Here is a 17208-nt window from a genome sequence, read left to right on the forward strand (position 1 = left end):
CTCCGTGCGGTGCCGAACATCCCGAGCGAAGAAATGGAGTTGGCCGCCGGGCGGTTCGTCGTGCCTTCAGCGGCTTTTTGTCATCGGGGGCGCGGCTTCTACCTCTGCCAATGGGCCGACCGGGAAGGCTCGTCCGAGCTGCAAGCCTTCGCGCAATGGGCAATGGCCCAGAGCCGGCACTGGCGGCGCTCGATTGACGATCAGTACACGAGAGAGAAGGTGACGTAGCCCTCACCCTCCTCGGCCAGATGCTTGATGCCCGACGTACCGGCACTGATGCCGATGAACCTGAGCTGCCTTTGAGTTTCCTTGGCGTGCTTGGCCAGTGCCAACGCCGCCGTCATCCTGTCGTTGGCATGAGGCGCCAGGTCGTTGTAGATAAGCTCGAGGTTCGCTCCGGCTGTCATCAGCGAACTCAGGAATGCGGGTTGGAGCGTGTTGTTGTGCATCTGGTCTCTCCGTGGGTTGAGGGCAGCATAGTCTGCGAATTCCAGCACGACGACAGCCCGTTGTCCCGCCATGGCACCATATTGGCCCATGCCCCTGCACATCGCCTGCCTCTGCGCCGCCTGGTGCCGCACCTGCGAGTCCTACCAAGAAATTTTCGAAGCCGCCTGCGCCGAACTGCCCCAGGCCGGCCTGCATGTGCGCTGGATCGACATCGAGGACGAAGCCGAACTCATCGGCGACCTGGACATCGAGACCTTCCCCACGCTGCTCATCGCCGACGGCGAGCACATCCGCTTCGCCGGGCCGTTGACGCCGCAGCCCGAGACGCTCAGGCGCGTGCTGCGGGCGCACCTGGCGGACGCGAGGCCCATGCCCGTCGAACCGGCCTACGTCGAGCTGGCCTCGCGCCTGCGCAGCGAAGCCTGAGCTGGCCAGGGTCAAGGCCGCCCAAAACGGCCTGTCCGAGCTGACAAAAGCTGCTGCCTTTCCACGATGCGGCAGAACCCACGTTTTTCATGGGGGAGATGTAGGACTGCGCTGACAGAGACACGCGACGCATGCTGCTGTGCCGGCGGCGCGCCGGCACCCAAAGTCGGAGCATGTCCGCACCGCCGCAACACCCGCCGCATGACCTGACGCCCACCGGCGCTGCACAAGCCTTCCTACGCCTCGCCGGCGGCGCCGAAGCGGCCGCTGCCCCGGTACGAGCGGTGCAGTTCGGTGCCGACCGCTTTGCCGAACATGGCCGCAGCCTGGCCGCGGCCCAGCGGGTGGACGACCCGCGCCAGCAGCCCCGCCCCTTCTCGCCGCGGCTGCGCAGCAATCTGCAGGTCTGGGCCGCCGCCCTGAGCGTGCTGTCCGAGGAAGGCCTGCAGGCCGACATCGACCCCGCCCACGCCTGGCTGCTGGACAACGCCCGCATCGTGCAGCAGCAGCTCGACGAGGTGCTGCACGACCTGCCGCGCAGCTACTTCCAGCGCCTGCCCCGGCTGGCCGACGAACCGCTTCAGGGCCTGCCGCGCATCTATGGCGTCGCCTGGGCCTGGGTGGCCCACGCGGACAGCTCGCTGGACCTGGCCCTGCTGCACCACTTCCTGGCCGGCCACCACGAGGCCGAGGCGCTGACATTGCGCGAGCTGTGGGCCCTGCCGTCCACGCTGCGCGTCGTGCTGGTGGAGAACCTGCGCCGCCTGGCCGAGCGCGCCGCCTGGCGTCATCTGGCGCGCCGCGCCGCCCAGCACCTGTTCGAGGCGCTGCCGCAGCTGGACGCGGCAGCGGTGCGCAATCAGCTGCAGCAATGGCAATCGGCCTGGCCGCGCGACCCTGCCATCACGGCCCTGGCCCTGCGCCTGCACGAGCGGCTGACCGACCGCGCCCTGGGCCAAGCCGAGCAGCGTGACTCCGATGACTCGTCCTGGGCGGCCGTGCACGCCTGGCTGGCCGAGGCGCTGCCCGACCCAGCCGCTGCGCAGGCCAGCGAGCAGGCCGAGAGCGCGGCCGACCACCAGAGCATTCGCAACGCCATCAGCAGCCTGCGCAACCTCGGCGCGGCCAACTGGGCCGGACTGTTCGAGGCTGTGCACCCGACGCTGCGCGCCCTGGGCCACATTGCCGTCTACCGCCAGGAGCACGAGGCCACGCGCGACATGGCCATGCACGCCATCGAGGCCCTGACCGAGCGCCACAACGTACCCGAGGCCGACGTGGCCCAGGTGCTGCGCCTGCTTTGCAACGACCCCGCCTGGGCCGAGGACGCAGAAGAGCGCGCCCCGCTGTACTGGCTGTCCGGCCCTGGCCGCGAACGCCTGCTGAGCGAACTTCGCCTCAAGCCTACCGCCGGCGAGCGCTTTGCCGCCGGGCTGCGCCGCCACAGTGTCGCCCTCTATCTGACCAGCCTGGCAGGGTTGCTGATCCTGGCCGAGCTGACGTTGCTGCTGCTGGGCCTGCCCCCGGGCGCCGGCTGGCCCATGGTGGTGGCGGCCGTGCTGCTGTCGCTGCTGCCGGCCAGCGAGGCCGTGGTTGCGCTGGCCAACCGCCTCATCAGCGAGTCCGCAGCGCCGGCGCAGCTGCCGCGCCTGACCTGGCATCACGGCATTCCGGCCGGGGCGCGCAGCCTGGTTGTCATTCCCTGCATGCTGACGCGCTCCAAGGGCATCGCGACCCTGCTCGCCCAGCTGGAGCGCCACCACCTGGCCAACCTGGAAGACGAGGCGCAGTTCGCGCTGCTCAGCGACTGGACCGATGCCAAGGCCGAGCACCAGCCCCAGGACGCGGGCCTGCTCGCCCAGGCGCGCGCCGGCATCGAGGCGTTGAACCAGCGCCACGGCACGGCCTGCGAGGGCCGGCCGCGTTTCCTGCTGCTGCACCGCGAGCGGCGCTGGAGCGAGACCGAGCAGCGCTGGATCGGCTGGGAGCGCAAGCGCGGCAAGACCGAGGCATTGGCCGCCCTGCTGGCCGGTCAGCCGCCCGAGCTGCTGCCTGACCGCTTTGTCGACCTGGGCGAGCTGTCCACGCCCGCACCGGACATCCGCCACATCATCACGCTGGATGCCGACAACGCCCTGCCCCCCGGCGCGCTGCGCGAGCTGGTCGCCATCGCCGCCCACCCGCTGAACCGCCCACGGTTGAGCCGCACATCCAGCGGCGCCGTCACCGTCGTGCGCGGCCACGGCATGCTGCAGCCACGCGTCGCCACGCCGCTGGCCACAGCCGCCGGCAGCTCCACGGTGCATGGCACCTGGTTCCACAGCCTGTTCGCCGGCCAGCCGGGGCTGGACCCCTACAGCGCCGCCAGCTCCGAGGTCTACCAGGACCTGTTCGACGAAGGCAGCGCCGCCGGCAAGGGACTGATCGACGTGCAGGCCGCAGCGCAGGTACTGGCCCACCGCATGCCCGAGGGCCAGGTGCTCAGCCACGACCTGCTGGAAGGCTCGCTGATGCGCTGCGCCGGCGTCAGCGACGTGGTGCTGGTGGAGCCCGCCCCCATGCATGCCGACGTGGCGGCCTCGCGCATCCACCGCTGGACGCGCGGTGACTGGCAGCTGCTGCCCTTCCTCGGCCACCCGCGCCGCTGGGGCCTGCACGGCATCCACATCTGGAAGATGCTGGACAACCTGCGCCGCTCCCTCGTCGCCCCGGCCGCCTTGCTGCTGCTGGTCGCGTCGTGGATGGGCCTGGGCCTGGCGCCGGCGTGGGCGCTGGGGCTGGTGGCCGCCACCTTCGGCGCCGGGCCGTTGATGGGCGCCCTGGCGGCCTGCGCGCCGTCGGGCGACCGCATCTCCCTGCCGCGCTTTTACCGGCAGGCGGCCATTGAACTCGGGCGTGCCATCGGCGGCGTCGTCTGGCACATCGCACTGCTTCCGGCGGCAAGCTGGCTCAGCATCGACGCCATCGTGCGCGCGCTGTGGCGCCAGCGTGTCAGCCACCAGCATCTGCTGGAATGGACCACCGCCGACGCGGCGGAAGCCGCGGCGCGCACCGACTGGCGCTCGCTGTGGCGCCAGCACAAGCATGTGACCTTTGCCACCGGCGCGCTGGCCTTGCTGCTGATGACGCCGGCCCTGATCGGCCGCCCCGTCGACTGGGACCAGGCCCTGCCGCTGCTGCTGGCCTGGGCACTGACGCCGCTGTGGATAGGCCTGGCCAGCCGGCCGCGCGCCCGGCCGCGCCGCGAGGCCATCACCGACGACGAGCGCCAGTACCTGCTCAGCGTCGCCCGCGACACCTGGCGCTGGTTCGAACGCTGGGTCACCAAGGACGACAACGATCTGCCGCCCGACAACGTTCAGTTCGACCCCGACATCGCCGTCGCCCACCGCACCTCGCCCACCAATATCGGCCTGTACCTGCTGTCGGCCTGCTGCGCGCGCGAGTTCGGCTGGCTGCATGACGTCGGCCTGGCCGAGCGCATCGGCCGCACGCTGGACACGCTGGACAAGCTGCCCCGCCACCGCGGCCACTTCTACAACTGGATCGACACCCAGCGCCTGGGCGTGCTGGAGCCACCCTACATCTCCAGCGTGGACAGCGGCAACCTCTGCGCCCATCTGCTGGTGGTCGCGGCGGCCTGCGAGGGCTTTGCGCGCGGGGGCGAGGGCATGCCGCCGCCGCCGGCCGTGGCCGAGGCGCTGAACGCCGTCGCCATGCGGGCGCGCGCCCTTGCGCTGGCCCACGACTTCAGCTGGCTCTACGACCCGCAGCGCCACCTGCTGCACATCGGCGCCGTCGCGGCGCAAGGCTCCGAACCCGGTACCGAGCGGCTGGACCAGAACCACTACGACCTGCTCGCCTCCGAAGCTCGGCTGGCCAGCCTGGTAGCCATCGCCAAGGGCGACATCCCGCCGGCGCACTGGGGCGCTTTGGGCCGGCCCTTCTTCTCGCGTGGCCGCGTCACCGGATTGAAGAGCTGGTCGGGCTCGATGTTCGAGATGTTGATGCCCTCGCTGGTGCTGGACGAGCCCACCGGTAGCGCGCTGGCGGAAGCCGCTCGCGCGGCCGTCATGGAGCAGATCCGCGCCGGGCGTGCGGCCGGCCTGCCCTGGGGCGTGTCCGAGAGCGCCTATGCCAAGCGCGACCGGAGCCTGGCCTACCAGTACGGCCCGCAGGGCGTGGCCAGCCTGGCACTGCGCGACACGCCGGTGGAAGAGATCGTCATTGCACCCTATGCCAGCCTGATGGCGACCATGGTGATGCCGCGCGCGGCCGTCGCCAACCTGCGCGCGCTGCAGGCCCTGGGTGCCCGCCATGAGGGCGGCTTCATGGAGGCGCTGGACTACACAGTCGGCCGCCAGCCCGAAGCCACCAGCGAGACACCCCCGCAAGGGCGTCGCTTCCAGCGCATCGGCACGACGATGGCCCACCACCACGGCATGTCCCTCGTCGCGCTGACCGAGGTGCTGTGCGGCGGCGCGCCGCAGCGCTGGGCCGATGCCGAGCCGCGGCTGTGCGCCGTGCGCTGGCTGCTGCACGAGCGCGCGCCGCACAAGGTGGCGCCGTTGCGCGAACCGCCGCCACAGCCGACTCGAAGCGCACCGCGCCGCGCCCGCATCTCGCTGGTCGTGCCCGAGCTGCATGGCCGCGCCCTGCCCGCCACCGCCTGGCTGGGCCATGGGCGTCTCAGCGCGATGGTGCGCGAGCATGGCGGCGGCACGCTGGTCTGGGGCGAGCCGGGTTCACTGGTGTTGGTGAGCCGCTGGCGCGACGATCTGCCGCAGGACCTGCTCGGCCACCACCTGCATCTGCGCGACCTGGACCTGCACTGGAACGGCGCGCCCGAGTCCAGCCCCTGGCGATCGCTCACGCTGCGGCCCACGCCCGGCCCGCAATGGCGCTATGGCTGCCGCCTGCACCCCGCCAGCGCGCAGTTCACGGCCGAGGGCGAGGAGTTGCACGCCCACACCGAGGCCTGGGTGGCCGTCGAGGACGACGTCGAGCTGCGCCGCATTACGCTGCGCAACCTCGCCCATCGGCCGCGCCGCCTGGCGCTGGTATCCAGCTTCGAGCCCGTGCTGGCGCCGGCCAAGGCCGACCTGGCCCACCCGGCTTTCGGCAAGCTCTTCCTCCAGGCACGTTGGGAACCGGGCCAGCAGGCCCTGAACTGGCAGCGCCTGCCGCGCAGTCCCAACGAGGCGCCCCTGCACGCGGTGCATGCGCTGGTGGGCGTGGAGCTCGAGGGCGGCGCGCGGCTGGACCGTGTGCGCGCCGGTGCCGACCGTGCCCATTGGCTGGCCCGCGGCGGCATGCCCGGCCAGCCCGGCGGCGTCATTGCGCATGCCGGCGTGCAAGCGCTGCTGGGCACCGATGTGACCGGCCTCAACACCGCGTCTGGCATGCTGGACACCGGCAACGACCCGATCTCGCTGCTGCACCTGGTGCTGCAGCTGCCGCCCGGTGCCAGCGTGACGCTGACGCTGGCCACCGCCGCCGCTCGCGAGCCGCAGACGCTCAGCCACTTGCTGGACAAGCTGCGTCAGCCGGCCCTCGTCGAGCGTGCGCTGACGCTGGCCCACACCATGGCCGGCGTGCGCACCCAAGGCGCCAGCCTCGCGCCGGGCGCCTGGCGGGCCGGCCTCACGCTGCAGACCCTGCTGACCTCGCAGGCCGCCCGCGAGAACCTGCCTCTGCCCGAGACCGGCTACGAGCGCGATGCGCTGTGGCGCCATGGCATCTCGGGGGACGACCCCATCATCCTGATGCGCGTGGCCGATCCCACCGGCGTCATCATGGTGCGCGAGCTGTGCGCGCTGCTGCAGGCCCAGGGCAGCCCGCTGCCAGTGGACGTCGTCGTGTTGGACGCCGAGCCGCCGTCCTATCTGGCGCCGGTGTCGCGCGCGTTGCGGTCGCTGGCCGAGCAGCAAACCCATGGGCGCTGCCGCGTGCATGTGCTGTCGGACGAGACCGTGGGGCCGGACACGCGCTTTGCCCTCAACATGCTGGCGCGCGTGCGCTGGTTCGCCGATGGCCGGCCGCTGGCCCAGCAGCTCGAGCGCCTGGGCCAGAGCCACGAGCAAGCCGCCAAGGCCCGGCGCGGCGCCGGCGCGACGCTGGTGTCCGCCCTCGCCGCCCCGCCCGGCGCCGAGGCGCCAGACAGCGACTTCGAGGCCGACAGCGGTGCCTGCCGCTTCGAGCTGACCGAGCAAAGCCAGCCGGCGCGGCCGTGGATCAACGTCATCGCCAACGAGAACTTCGGCTGCCAGGTGTCCGAGCGCGGTGCCGGCATGGCCTGGGCCGGCAACAGCCGGCTGCACCAGATCACGCCCTGGTCCAACGACGCGCTGCTGGACTCGCCCGGCGAATGGCTGATCCTGCACTGCCTGTCCAGCGGCAAGGCCTGGCTGCTCGGCCGCGCCAGCCCGCACCAGAACGTGTCCCACCTGCCAGGAGCTACGGCCATGGCTTTCCAGCTGCCAGGCATGGTGGTGCGCCTGCGCTGGACGGTGGACGCAACAACCGCCGTCAAGCAATGCCAGGTGGAGTTGCACGCGGCGCCCGGCCGCCCGCCGCGCCTGCTGCGGCTGCTGGCCGCCGCGCAGTGGCAGCTGGGCATGGACAGTGGTGCGCGCCGCAGTGTCGTGACGCGACTGGAACCGCCCCAGGGCGACGGTCCGCTGCTGGCCCTGGCCACGCAGGCCGATGGGCTCAATGGCTTCGGCGGCCACACGGCCTGGATGGCACTGCGCCCGACCCGCGAGGGCGATGCGACGGCCGACCAGATCAACAGCCTGGCCAGCGATCAGGCCCTGTGGCCCTGGCCCGCGGACGCCGGCTTCACGCCCGACCTGAACCGGCCGCACCCGTGGACGGCCGCCATTGAGGCCAGCGGCGACCGCCGCCTGCTGTTCGACGACGAAGGCCGTCTCGTCATGCCGCACGCGCTGGATGGCCAGGCCGGTGCTGCCACCGACCCGGCGGCCCTGCTCGCGGTGCCGATCCGACTGGAAGCCGGCCACGCCTGGCATGGCACGGTGCTGCTCGGCCATGCGCAGAGCCTGCCCGCGGCCCGCGAGCAGGCCGCCAACGCCTGGGCGGCCGACCCATTGCACCGGCTGGCCGCCCAGCGCGAGGTCTGGCGGGCCTTGAGCGCGCCCGTTCAGGTGGCCACGCCCGACCCCGCCTTCGACGCGCTGGTGAACCATTGGCTGCCGGCCCAGGTGCTGGGCTGCCGCATCTGGGCGCGCGCCGGCTTCTACCAGGCGGGCGGCGCCTTCGGCTTCCGCGACCAGCTGCAGGACGCCATGTCCCTGGTGCAGCATGCACCCGAGCGCCTGGCCGCGCAGATTCGCCGCCACGCAGCCCACCAGTTCCCGCCCGGCGACGTGCAGCACTGGTGGCATGAGCCGGCCGGTGCCGGCGTGCGCACGCATTTCGCGGACGACCGGCTGTGGCTGGCGCTGGCGCTGGCCTTGTACGTCGAGCGCACCGCCGATACGTCGCTGGCCGACGAGATGCTGCCCTTCCTGCAGGGACGCCCCGTGCCCGAGGGCGCCGAGGACATCTACGAGGTGCCGGCCATCAGCGACGAGCAGGCCAGCATCTACGAGCACGCCGCGCGCTCCATCGATGTCAGCCTGCCCGTCGGCGTCCATGGCCTGCCGCTGTTCGGTACCGGCGACTGGAACGACGGCATGAACCGCGTCGGCGCCGAGGGCAAGGGCGAGTCGGTGTGGATGGGCTTCTTCCTGTGCGCCGTCATCGACGCCCTGCACCCGCTGGCCATCGCCCGCGGCGAGCAGGCCCGCGCGGCGCGCTGGCGCCAGGCACGCGACAAGCTGGCCAAGGCCCTGGACGCCGAGGCCTGGGACGGCCGCTGGTACCGCCGCGGCTGGTTCGATGACGGCAGCGTCCTCGGCACCCATGACGACAGCGAATGCCGCATCGACCTCATCGTGCAGGCCTGGGCCGTGCTGACCGGCGCCACCGAGGCCGACCGCGCCCGCCTGGCCCTGGACAGCGCCTGGCGCGAGCTGCATGACCGCGACGCCCACTTGTTGCGCCTGCTGTGGCCGCCGCTGAAGGACCACCAGCCACCAGCCGGCTACATCCAGGCCTACCCCGGCGGCGTGCGCGAGAACGGCGGCCAGTACAACCACGCCGCCACCTGGGCCCTGATGGCCAGCGCCAAGCTCGGTCAGGCCGAGCGCGCCTGGGCGGCCTTCACGGCCATCAGCCCGGCCCACCGCGGGGCACACGGCGCGGCCTATGGGCTGGAGCCCTTCGCCGTGGCCGGTGATATCGAAGCCGCCGCGCCGCACGCCGGCCGCGGTGGCTGGAGCTGGTACACGGGCGCCGCCGGCTGGCTGCTGCGCGCGGCGGTCGAGTCGCTGTGCGGCGTCAAGCTGGCCGATGGCCTGCTGCGCGTGCAGCCCTGCCTGCCGCCCCATTGGCCCGAGGCGCGGCTGCGCCTGGTGCACCAGGGTCGGCGTATCGACTTGCTGCTGCAGCGTGCCCCGACGGGCGCCGGCACCGCGCCGCCCGCCGGCTACCGCACCCTGGTGCCAGGATCGACGCTGGCGCTCGGGGAGGTCGAAGGCGACCTGCAGCTTTGGGTGCCAGTCACCGATGCCCTGCCGGCCCGCAGGCCGGAACCGGCGGCAGCGTTTTGAAGCCCCAAAAAGCAAGCGGCCCCGAAAGGGGCCGCCGTAGCGAATCAGGGGAGGATCAGACGACCAAGCTCAACACCACGGCCATGAGGACGCTACCCAGGACGACGGTCGTGAACAGCCGGTCGCCGATGGCGCTGTCCAGGAATTCCAGCGAGCACAGCATGCGCTGCTTGCGGTCTGACAGCGTGCGGCACTGGCGCAGGTGAACGCCCAGGCTGTCCAGGTGCTGACGCAGCAGATGATCGGTGGCGCGAGACATGGATGACCTCCTCTGAAAACGATGCCTTCAACTGTAGAGAGAACCTGGCTTCGTTGCATTCGGACACGAAGGGGCCCGCGTGTAGGCCTTGTCTGACATTGCGACGCATGCCATGAGGCACCATGCGGCAATGAGCACCAGCCGGCAAGCACTTTGGTTGTTGACCCTGCTAACCGCGTGGTTTGCCGGCATGGCGCAGGCCGCGCCAGCGGCGCTGCAAGTCGGCTCCAAGCGCTTCACCGAGAGTTATCTGCTGGGCGAGATCGTCACGCAGACCTTGGTCGGTCAGGGTGTCGCCGCTGAACACCGCCAGGGCCTGGGCAATACCGCCATCCTGGCCGCGGCCCTGCAGCAAGGCCAGATCGATCTCTACCCGGAGTACACCGGTACCATCGTGCGCGAGTTGCTCAAGCGCGAGTCATCTGCGGATGCGCAGGCACCGCTGGCGCAGATCAACGCGTGGCTGAAGCCGCTGGGCCTGAAGGCCGGCGTGCCACTGGGCTTCAACAACAGCTATGCCCTGGCCCTGCGCGAGGCCGACGCGGCGCGGCTGGGCATCACGACGATCTCGGAGCTTGCCGCCAAGGCACCGCCGGCACTCAAGGCTGGCCTGTCGCACGAGTTCCTGGCCCGCGCCGACGGCTGGCCGGCGCTGCAGCGCGCCTACGGCCTGAAGCTGCAACCCGGCGCCGGCCTGGACCACGGCCTGGCGTATCAAGCCCTCGCCAATGGCCAGGTCGACCTCATCGACGTCTACACCACCGACGCCCAGCTCGCCCGCCAGCCCGTGCGGGTGCTGCGCGATGACCGCGGCTTCTTCCCGCGCTACGACGCGGTGCTGCTGATGCGGACGGCGGTCGACGACAAGCCGTTGCAGGGCCTGGCCGGCCGCCTGCCCGAAGCCGAAATGACCCGCCTGAACGCCGCCGCCGAGCTGGACGGCCGGCCCTTTGCCGACGTGGCGCACGGCTTCCTGCGGTCAGACTCGGGCGGCACGGGACACCAGGGCTTGATGGACCGACTGTTTGCACCCGATCTGCCCAAGCTGCTCGCCCAGCATCTGGCCCTGGTGCTGGCCTCGCTCGCGCTGGCCGTGGCCGTGGCCGTGCCCCTGGGCATTGCGGCGCATCGCCTGCCGCGGCTGGCGGCGCCCGTCATGGCCGTGACGGGCCTGCTGCAGACCCTGCCTTCGCTCGCCCTGCTGGCCTTCCTGATTGCCCTGGTTGGCCGCATCGGCTTCGTGCCGGCCTTGCTGGCGCTGTTCGTCTATGCACTGCTGCCCATCGTGCGCAACACCCATGCCGGGCTTCAGGCCGTGTCTGGCGGGCTGACCCATGCCGCCTTGGCGCTGGGCCTGACCCGCGGCCAGACGCTGCGCGCCATTGAGCTGCCACTGGCCCTGCCGACGCTGATGGCAGGGGTGAAGACGGCAGCGGTCACCAACGTCGGCACGGCCACCGTCGCGGCCTTCGTCGGCGCGGGCGGCCTGGGCGAGCGCATCGTCGCGGGCCTGGCCGTCAACGACAGCAAGCTGATGTTGGCCGGCGCCCTGCCCGCCGCGGCCCTGGCCGTCATCGTGCAACTGCTGTTTGATGCGCTGGAACGCCGGGTCGCGCACAATGGGCCACAAGAATCTCGGGATCGAGGGGCATGAACGCAAGGGTGCGATCGGGCTTGTGGCTATTGGGCTGGCTGGTGGCAATGACCGCCGAGGCCGGCTGCTCGCGCCCCCTCAACGTACCCATGGCCCCTATCGGCCTGAGCGTCAGCTTCGAGGACGGGCGCGCCCAGGGCATTTATCCGACGCTGCTGCGCGAAGTGGCGGCCAGCGCGCCCTGCCAGTTCAATATCCACAAGGTGCCACGGGCGCGGCTGCAAACGATGTTCGACGCTGGTCAGGCCGACATCCTCATGCCGGCCTCATCAAATCCCGCACGTGATGCCGTGGGCGAGTTCGTGCCACTGATCCAGGTGCGGGCCAGCCTGCTGACCCTGGACGCCGACACGCCCGTGCCGCGCTCGCTGGCCGAGCTGCTGGCCCAGCCGGACTACAAGCTCGTCGTCGTGCGCGGCTTCTCTTTCGGTCCGGCCTATGACGGTGCCATCGCAACGCTGCGCCAGCGCCAGCGCCTCGTCGAGGAGGCCGACCCCACCGGCGTCGCCCGCGCACTGCGCCAGGGCCTGGCCCAGGCCAGCGTCATGACGGCGTCCATCCTGGTCGGCACGCTGGTCAATGAGCCCGAGCTGACGCCGTTGCTGAAGCGCCTGCGTGTCGAGCCGCTGGAGGAACTGGGCTGGCACGCCAGCGGCCTGTATCTGTCACGCCGCGGCCTCGTCGAAGCCGACCGGCGCCTGCTGCGCCAGGCTTTCGGCCAGATGGCACGCAACGGGCGCGTGTGGCAGCTCTTCAACGAGGCCCACCCGGCCGGCAGCCTGGGCGTCAGCATCCGGCCTTTGCCCTGATTCAGCGCACCTGGCTGCTTTAGTCCAGCGGCAGCCACTGCCAACCCTTGCCCGCCTGGCGCATCCACGCGGTGCGCCTGCCCGGCTGCGGCCACGCCACCAAAACCAGGCTCTTCATCGACCACCTGCGCGCGGAGATCGGCGACACGCCCTGGTGGGACCGGCAGTTGCGGGCCATCGCTGTCTCATCCTGATTGGGGATTCGCTGGCGGCGGCGGGCGCATAAGGTCGACACCTCTTCTTCCTGATGGGAGCCGTTGCCATGTGCATTGCCAAGAGCGTCGGGCTGGGTGCCCGCAACGATGTCGCCGATGTCCGCATCGTCCAGGTCCTGCTCAACATGAACAGCGAGGCCTGGAGCGGCGCAGCGCTCAAGCAGTTGGGGGTGGACGGGCAGATCGGCCCCAACACCATCGACGCGATCCGTGCCTTCGAGACCCAGGCCATGGGCCTGCCGGAGTCGGATGGCCTGGTGACACCGGGCGACGCCACGATGACGCGGTTGCTGGCGGGCCTGCCTCCCGGCGCGACCAAGGAGAAGCTCGGCATCGTGATGCCACGGGCCATGCAAAAGCGCATCGACCTCTACTTCGAGCCGCTGGTGAAGGGCATGACACGCTATGGCATCGACACGCCGCGGCAGATCGCTCACTTCATCGCCCAGCTCGCACACGAGTCCGGCTCGCTGCTCTATTCCGAGGAACTGGCCAGCGGCAACGCCTATGACGGCCGCACCGATCTCGGCAACACGGAGCCCGGCGACGGCCCACGCTTCAAGGGCCGCGGGCTGATCCAGCTCACCGGTCGCAACAACTACCGGGACTACAGCAAGTTCACCGGCACCGATTACATCAGCGACCCCACGCAGCTGGCCCAGGACCCGTTCGCCTGCGTCGACGTGGCCTGCTGGTTCTGGAAGACGCGTGGCATCGGCCCGCTCGCCGAAGCCGACGACGCCAAGGCTGTCACCAAGCGGATCAATGGCGGCTACAACGGGCTGGACGATCGCCTGGAGCATCTGGCGCGCGCCAAGGCCCTGCTGGGGCTCTGAACCTCGCGCTGCTGCGACGTCTCCCGACGCCACGCCCAAACGCAAAAAAGGCACTTGGCGGTTCGCCAAGTGCCTTTTTGCTTCTTAAATTTTGGTGGGCCCTGAGTGACTCGAACACTCGACCTACGGATTAAGAGTCCGCTGCTCTACCAACTGAGCTAAGAGCCCTGATTCAACTTCGGGGGACCGAAGCTAAGCCAAAGATTGTAGCGTTGATTCCGTCGAATCGTCGCTCTAAATTCTGGTGGGACGTGCAGGATTCGAACCTGCGACCAACGGATTAAAAGTCCGCTGCTCTACCGACTGAGCTAACGTCCCGTGTCAAGCAGAGCCCGCCATTATAGGCAGGTTTTTAGAGGCTCCGCAAGAAATCCTTGAATTGCCGTCAGCCCGGTTTTCGACTCAGATGCAGGCGCTGCAACTCGGCTGCCGCGCACAGGCCAAAGGTCGCCGTGACGGTGACGCTGGAGCCGTAACCATGGCAGTTCAGGCTGCCGTCAACATCACAGGCTTCGCCCTCACCTTGCTGCGGCAGATGCACCGGCTCACGTGAGTACACGCAGGCGACACCCATTTTCCCGGCACGCGCCGCACCGTGGTGCTTGCGCAGGCGCTGGCGCAGCGACGCCAGCAGCGGATCGTGAGTCGTGGCGCTGAGGTCGTCGAGCTCCACGCGATGCGGCTCGCGCTTGCCACCGGCGGCGCCGACGGTGACGAAGGGCAGCTCAAGCTCACGCGCCCAGGCAGCCAGCACGGCCTTGGCGCGGACCTGGTCGCAACAGTCGATGAGCCCGTCGAACTCCGCATCGCCGATCAGCGCGGGCCAATTCTCGGGTTCGACAAATTCCTCGACGACGTGCACCGCGCAGCCGGGGTGGATGTCGGCAATACGCTGCCTCAGCGCCTCAGCCTTGGCCATACCGACGGTCGACCCGAGAGCCTGGATCTGGCGGTTGATGTTGGATTCGGAAACCTGGTCCAGGTCGATCAGCGTCAGCTCCGCCGCGCCACTGCGCGCCAGGGCCTCGACGGCCCAGGAACCGACGCCGCCCAGGCCGACGACCGCGAAGCGCGCGGCGCGCAGGCGCTGGTAGGCGACGTCGCCGTGCAGACGGCGCAGGCCGCCGAAGCGGCGCTCCAGATCAGCGTCCAGCTGATCAGCGGACATCAACGCAGTGCCGCCAACCGTTCCTTGGCGGCCTGGGCGGCCTCGGTGCCGGGATAGGCCTTGATGAGGTCGTCGAGGCTGCGCCGGGCGGACTTGTTGTCCTTCAGCTCGATCTGGCAATTGGCCAGCGCGAGCAGGGCTTCGGCCGCGCGCGGATGGTCAGGATTGCCGGCGATGAAAGCTTTGAAGGTCGCAACGGCGTCCTTGTAGTCGCGCTTGCCGTACTGGGCGTTGCCGAGCCAGAAGCGCACCGAGTCGGTATAGCCGCTGGCGGGGTAGCGCTTCAGGAAGGCATTGAGCGCGGCGACAGCCTCGGCGAAGTCGCCACGGCGCACGAGGCCGATGGCGGCTTCATACTGGTTGCGCTCGTCAGGGTTGACCTGGAATTCGCGGCCATCGAGGCTGACCTTCTGCGGCTCCAGCGGCTTGAATCGAGCCTCGACGGACTGCGACTGATCGGCCAGCTTGCGCTGGGTGTCGGCCAGGTCGCGAGCGAGCTGCTCGTTGGCGCCACGCAGCTTGGCGATCTCGCTGCGCAGCGCATCGATCTGGCCGTTCAGGTCCAGCATGCTGCGGCGCAGCGGCTGCAACTGATCCTGGACCAGCGTGTTGAGCTGTTCGGCACGCTGCTTGGCAGCGTCCTCGTTGGCCTTCACCGTGCCACGCAGCTCGAGGATGGCCTTGCGGGCTTCATCATCCTCGAACAGGCCCGCCTTTGCGGGCTGCATGAAAGCCGCGCTCGCGGCCAGCGTCATCAGCGACAGTCGCAGAGCGCGCATCACTTTCACTTGTCCTTGAGCTCGACGCGACGATTCTTGGCCCAGACTTCTTCGCCGCTGCCTTGAGCGGCAGGGCGCTCCTTGCCGTAGCTGACAGCTTCCACCTGGTTGGCGCCGACACCCAGCAGCGTCAGCGACTTGGCAACGGCTTCGGCACGGCGCTGGCCGAGGGCCAGGTTGTACTCGCGGCCGCCGCGCTCGTCGGTGTGGCCTTCGAGGTTCAACGCGGCGCGCTTGTTGGCGTTCAGGCGCTTGGCGTGCAGGTCGACCAGCGGGCGGTACTCTTCCTTGACGACGTCGCTGTCGTAGTCGAAGTAGACGACGCGATTGGCGCCCTTGTTGACTTCCTGGGTGTACTGGCTGAACAGGTCAACCGTCGGGACAGCGGTCTGCGCGGTTGTCGGCTGCTGCTCAGGTGTCGCCGGGGGCGGTGTGGGCTGGCGCGTCTCGACCGGCGCGGGCTCGTCCAACTTGACGGCGGAGCTGCAGCCGGCCAAGGCGGCGGCGGCAATCAAAGTGAGCGCATAGCGGGTCAGTTTCATTCGAATAGTCTCCACAACAGACAGGGGGCGGGGGATGGGGGGGCGCAGCGCCATCGGCGGCGCGGGCGCGCCATTGTCCAACACGGTGCGAACTGTCAAGTTACTGGCGTGTAAAAGGACCCCACGTGGGTTCACGAACCTCTACCAAAGTGACGAGCAGCGGCGTCTTCATCTTGCCGTCCAGCGTCGTCGTCATCAGCACTTCCTTGCCGCCGGCACGGCTCGCGTACACGATGAGCTTGCCATTGGGCGCGAACGCCGGGCTTTCGTCGTCGTTGGCTTCGCTGATCTGCTGTGACTGGCCGGTGCCGAGATCCATCACCGACAGGCGGAAGGCACCACTGATGCGGGTGATGTAGGCCAGCGTGCGGCCGTCAGGGCTGACCGCCGGGCTGATGTTGTAGTTGCCGTTGAAGGTCACACGCTCGGCCGCGCCGCCACTGGCCGGCATGCGGTAGATCTGCGGGCCGCCGCCACGGTCGCTAACGAAAAAGATCTTGCTGCCATCGGGCGAGTAGCAGGCCTCGGTGTCGATGGCGCCGCTTTGCGTGAGGCGACGCAGGCCCGAGCCGTCACGGTTGATGACGAAGAGCTGGGTCCCCCCGTCGCGCGACAGGCTGAGCACGAGCTGCGAGCCATCGGGCGACCAGGCCGGCGCGCTGTTGGTGCCCTTGAAGTCGGCCAGCACGCGGCGGCCGCCAGTCTGCACGTCCTGGACGCGCACCGTGGCCTTGCGGCTTTCGAAGGTCACGTAGGCGAGTTCGCGGCCATTGGGCGCCCAGGCTGGCGAGATGATGGGATCGGGGCTGGTCAATGCGACCTTGGCGCCCTCGCCGTCTGCGTCGGCAACGACCAGGCTGTAGCGCGGGCCGGCCTTGGTCACATAGGCCATGCGGGTGGCGAACACGCCGCGCTCGCCGGTGAGCTTCTGGTAGATGGTGTCGGCGATGCGATGCGCGGCAAGGCGGGCATCATCGGGATGCACGGCATGCGCTTCGCCGAGGAGCTCGGTGCGGTTGACGACGTCCCAGAGCTTGAAGCGGATATCCAGCCGTCCGTCGGCCAGGCGGGTGATCGAACCCGCCGCAAGCGCATCGGCCTGGCGGGCCTTCCAGTCGGGCCAGGCCGGGCTGCTCGTCTCGTTCAGCCCGGTGGGTGCATCGACGCTGCGAAACAGGCCGCTGCGTTCCAGGTCGGCGCGCACGATGGCGGCGATCGGCTGGGCCGAGGCCTTGGCGTCATCGCGGAAATCGACGATGGCCACCGGGATGCGGGTGCCGCCCGTGCCGGCGATGTCGATGCGCACCTGGGCCAGGGCCGAGGCGGCAGGAAAGGCCGCAAGCGCGGCAAGGCTGAGACGGCGAGAGATCATGCAGTGGACTTTGCAGTGCGGTC

12 protein-coding genes and 2 tRNA genes are annotated in these 17208 nt (G+C 69.9%); 6 read left to right on the plus strand and 8 right to left on the minus strand.

Annotated elements, in window-relative coordinates:
* Positions 1–200 precede the first annotated feature (200 nt).
* Positions 201–449 (minus strand): hypothetical protein, encoded by a 249-nt coding sequence (locus ASC91_RS16900; RefSeq protein WP_157281708.1) that lies wholly within the window; start codon positions 447–449, stop codon positions 201–203.
* Positions 450–537: 88 nt separating this feature from the next.
* Here ASC91_RS16900 and ASC91_RS16905 point away from each other — a divergent pair, with 88 nt between their 5' ends.
* On the plus strand, positions 538–876 hold the full coding sequence (locus tag ASC91_RS16905) for a co-chaperone YbbN (RefSeq protein ID WP_235532012.1): 339 nt from the start codon (positions 538–540) through the stop codon (positions 874–876).
* A 173-nt stretch (positions 877–1049) separates the two neighbouring features.
* Positions 1050–9551, plus strand: coding sequence for a GH36-type glycosyl hydrolase domain-containing protein (locus ASC91_RS16910; RefSeq protein ID WP_056198954.1), 8502 nt, complete (start codon positions 1050–1052; stop codon positions 9549–9551).
* A 55-nt stretch (positions 9552–9606) separates the two neighbouring features.
* On the opposite strand, the gene ASC91_RS16915 is transcribed toward ASC91_RS16910, so the two are convergent.
* Positions 9607–9810 carry a hypothetical protein gene (locus ASC91_RS16915; protein WP_056198956.1) on the minus strand — a complete coding sequence of 68 codons (204 nt, stop codon included), beginning with the start codon at positions 9808–9810 and terminating at the stop codon, positions 9607–9609.
* 130 nt (positions 9811–9940) lie between these two features.
* Here ASC91_RS16915 and ASC91_RS16920 point away from each other — a divergent pair, with 130 nt between their 5' ends.
* The 4 genes from ASC91_RS16920 (at position 9941) to ASC91_RS16930 (ending at position 13324) form a co-directional block, all read left to right on the plus strand.
* On the plus strand, positions 9941–11464 hold the full coding sequence (locus ASC91_RS16920; protein WP_394326327.1) for a glycine betaine ABC transporter substrate-binding protein: 1524 nt from the start codon (positions 9941–9943) through the stop codon (positions 11462–11464).
* Between the two features lie 89 nt (positions 11465–11553).
* Entirely contained in the window at positions 11554–12273 is a 720-nt protein-coding gene (locus ASC91_RS16925; protein WP_162247805.1) for an ABC transporter substrate-binding protein, read from the plus strand.
* A 47-nt stretch (positions 12274–12320) separates the two neighbouring features.
* Positions 12321–12467 carry a hypothetical protein gene (locus ASC91_RS29510; protein ID WP_157281712.1) on the plus strand — a complete coding sequence of 49 codons (147 nt, stop codon included), beginning with the start codon at positions 12321–12323 and terminating at the stop codon, positions 12465–12467.
* A 53-nt stretch (positions 12468–12520) separates the two neighbouring features.
* Positions 12521–13324, plus strand: coding sequence for a glycoside hydrolase family 19 protein (locus tag ASC91_RS16930; protein ID WP_200955295.1), 804 nt, complete (start codon positions 12521–12523; stop codon positions 13322–13324).
* Between the two features lie 92 nt (positions 13325–13416).
* Here the strand turns inward: ASC91_RS16930 and ASC91_RS16935 are convergent.
* The 6 genes from ASC91_RS16935 to tolB form a co-directional block, all read right to left on the minus strand.
* A tRNA-Lys gene (locus tag ASC91_RS16935) sits at positions 13417–13492 on the minus strand.
* A gap of 74 nt (positions 13493–13566) precedes the next feature.
* Positions 13567–13642, minus strand: a tRNA-Lys gene (locus ASC91_RS16940).
* Positions 13643–13709: 67 nt separating this feature from the next.
* The gene (locus tag ASC91_RS16945) at positions 13710–14492 is read right to left on the minus strand and encodes a ThiF family adenylyltransferase (protein WP_056198965.1); all 783 of its coding nucleotides are present in this window, start codon (positions 14490–14492) and stop codon (positions 13710–13712) included.
* Complete coding sequence (gene ybgF, locus ASC91_RS16950; protein ID WP_056198969.1) at positions 14492–15271, minus strand: tol-pal system protein YbgF; 780 nt, start codon at positions 15269–15271, stop codon at positions 14492–14494. Before ybgF ends, ASC91_RS16945 begins: the two co-directional genes overlap by 1 nt.
* Before the next feature lie 5 nt (positions 15272–15276).
* The gene (gene pal / locus ASC91_RS16955) at positions 15277–15813 is read right to left on the minus strand and encodes a peptidoglycan-associated lipoprotein Pal (protein WP_056198972.1); all 537 of its coding nucleotides are present in this window, start codon (positions 15811–15813) and stop codon (positions 15277–15279) included.
* Between the two features lie 100 nt (positions 15814–15913).
* Positions 15914–17185, minus strand: coding sequence for a Tol-Pal system beta propeller repeat protein TolB (gene tolB, locus ASC91_RS16960; RefSeq protein ID WP_056198974.1), 1272 nt, complete (start codon positions 17183–17185; stop codon positions 15914–15916).
* Between the last annotated feature and the right edge of the window lie 23 nt (positions 17186–17208).

The sequence above is a fragment of the Pelomonas sp. Root1237 genome, assembly GCF_001425055.1.
Classification (GTDB): Bacteria; Pseudomonadota; Gammaproteobacteria; order Burkholderiales; family Burkholderiaceae_C; genus Pelomonas.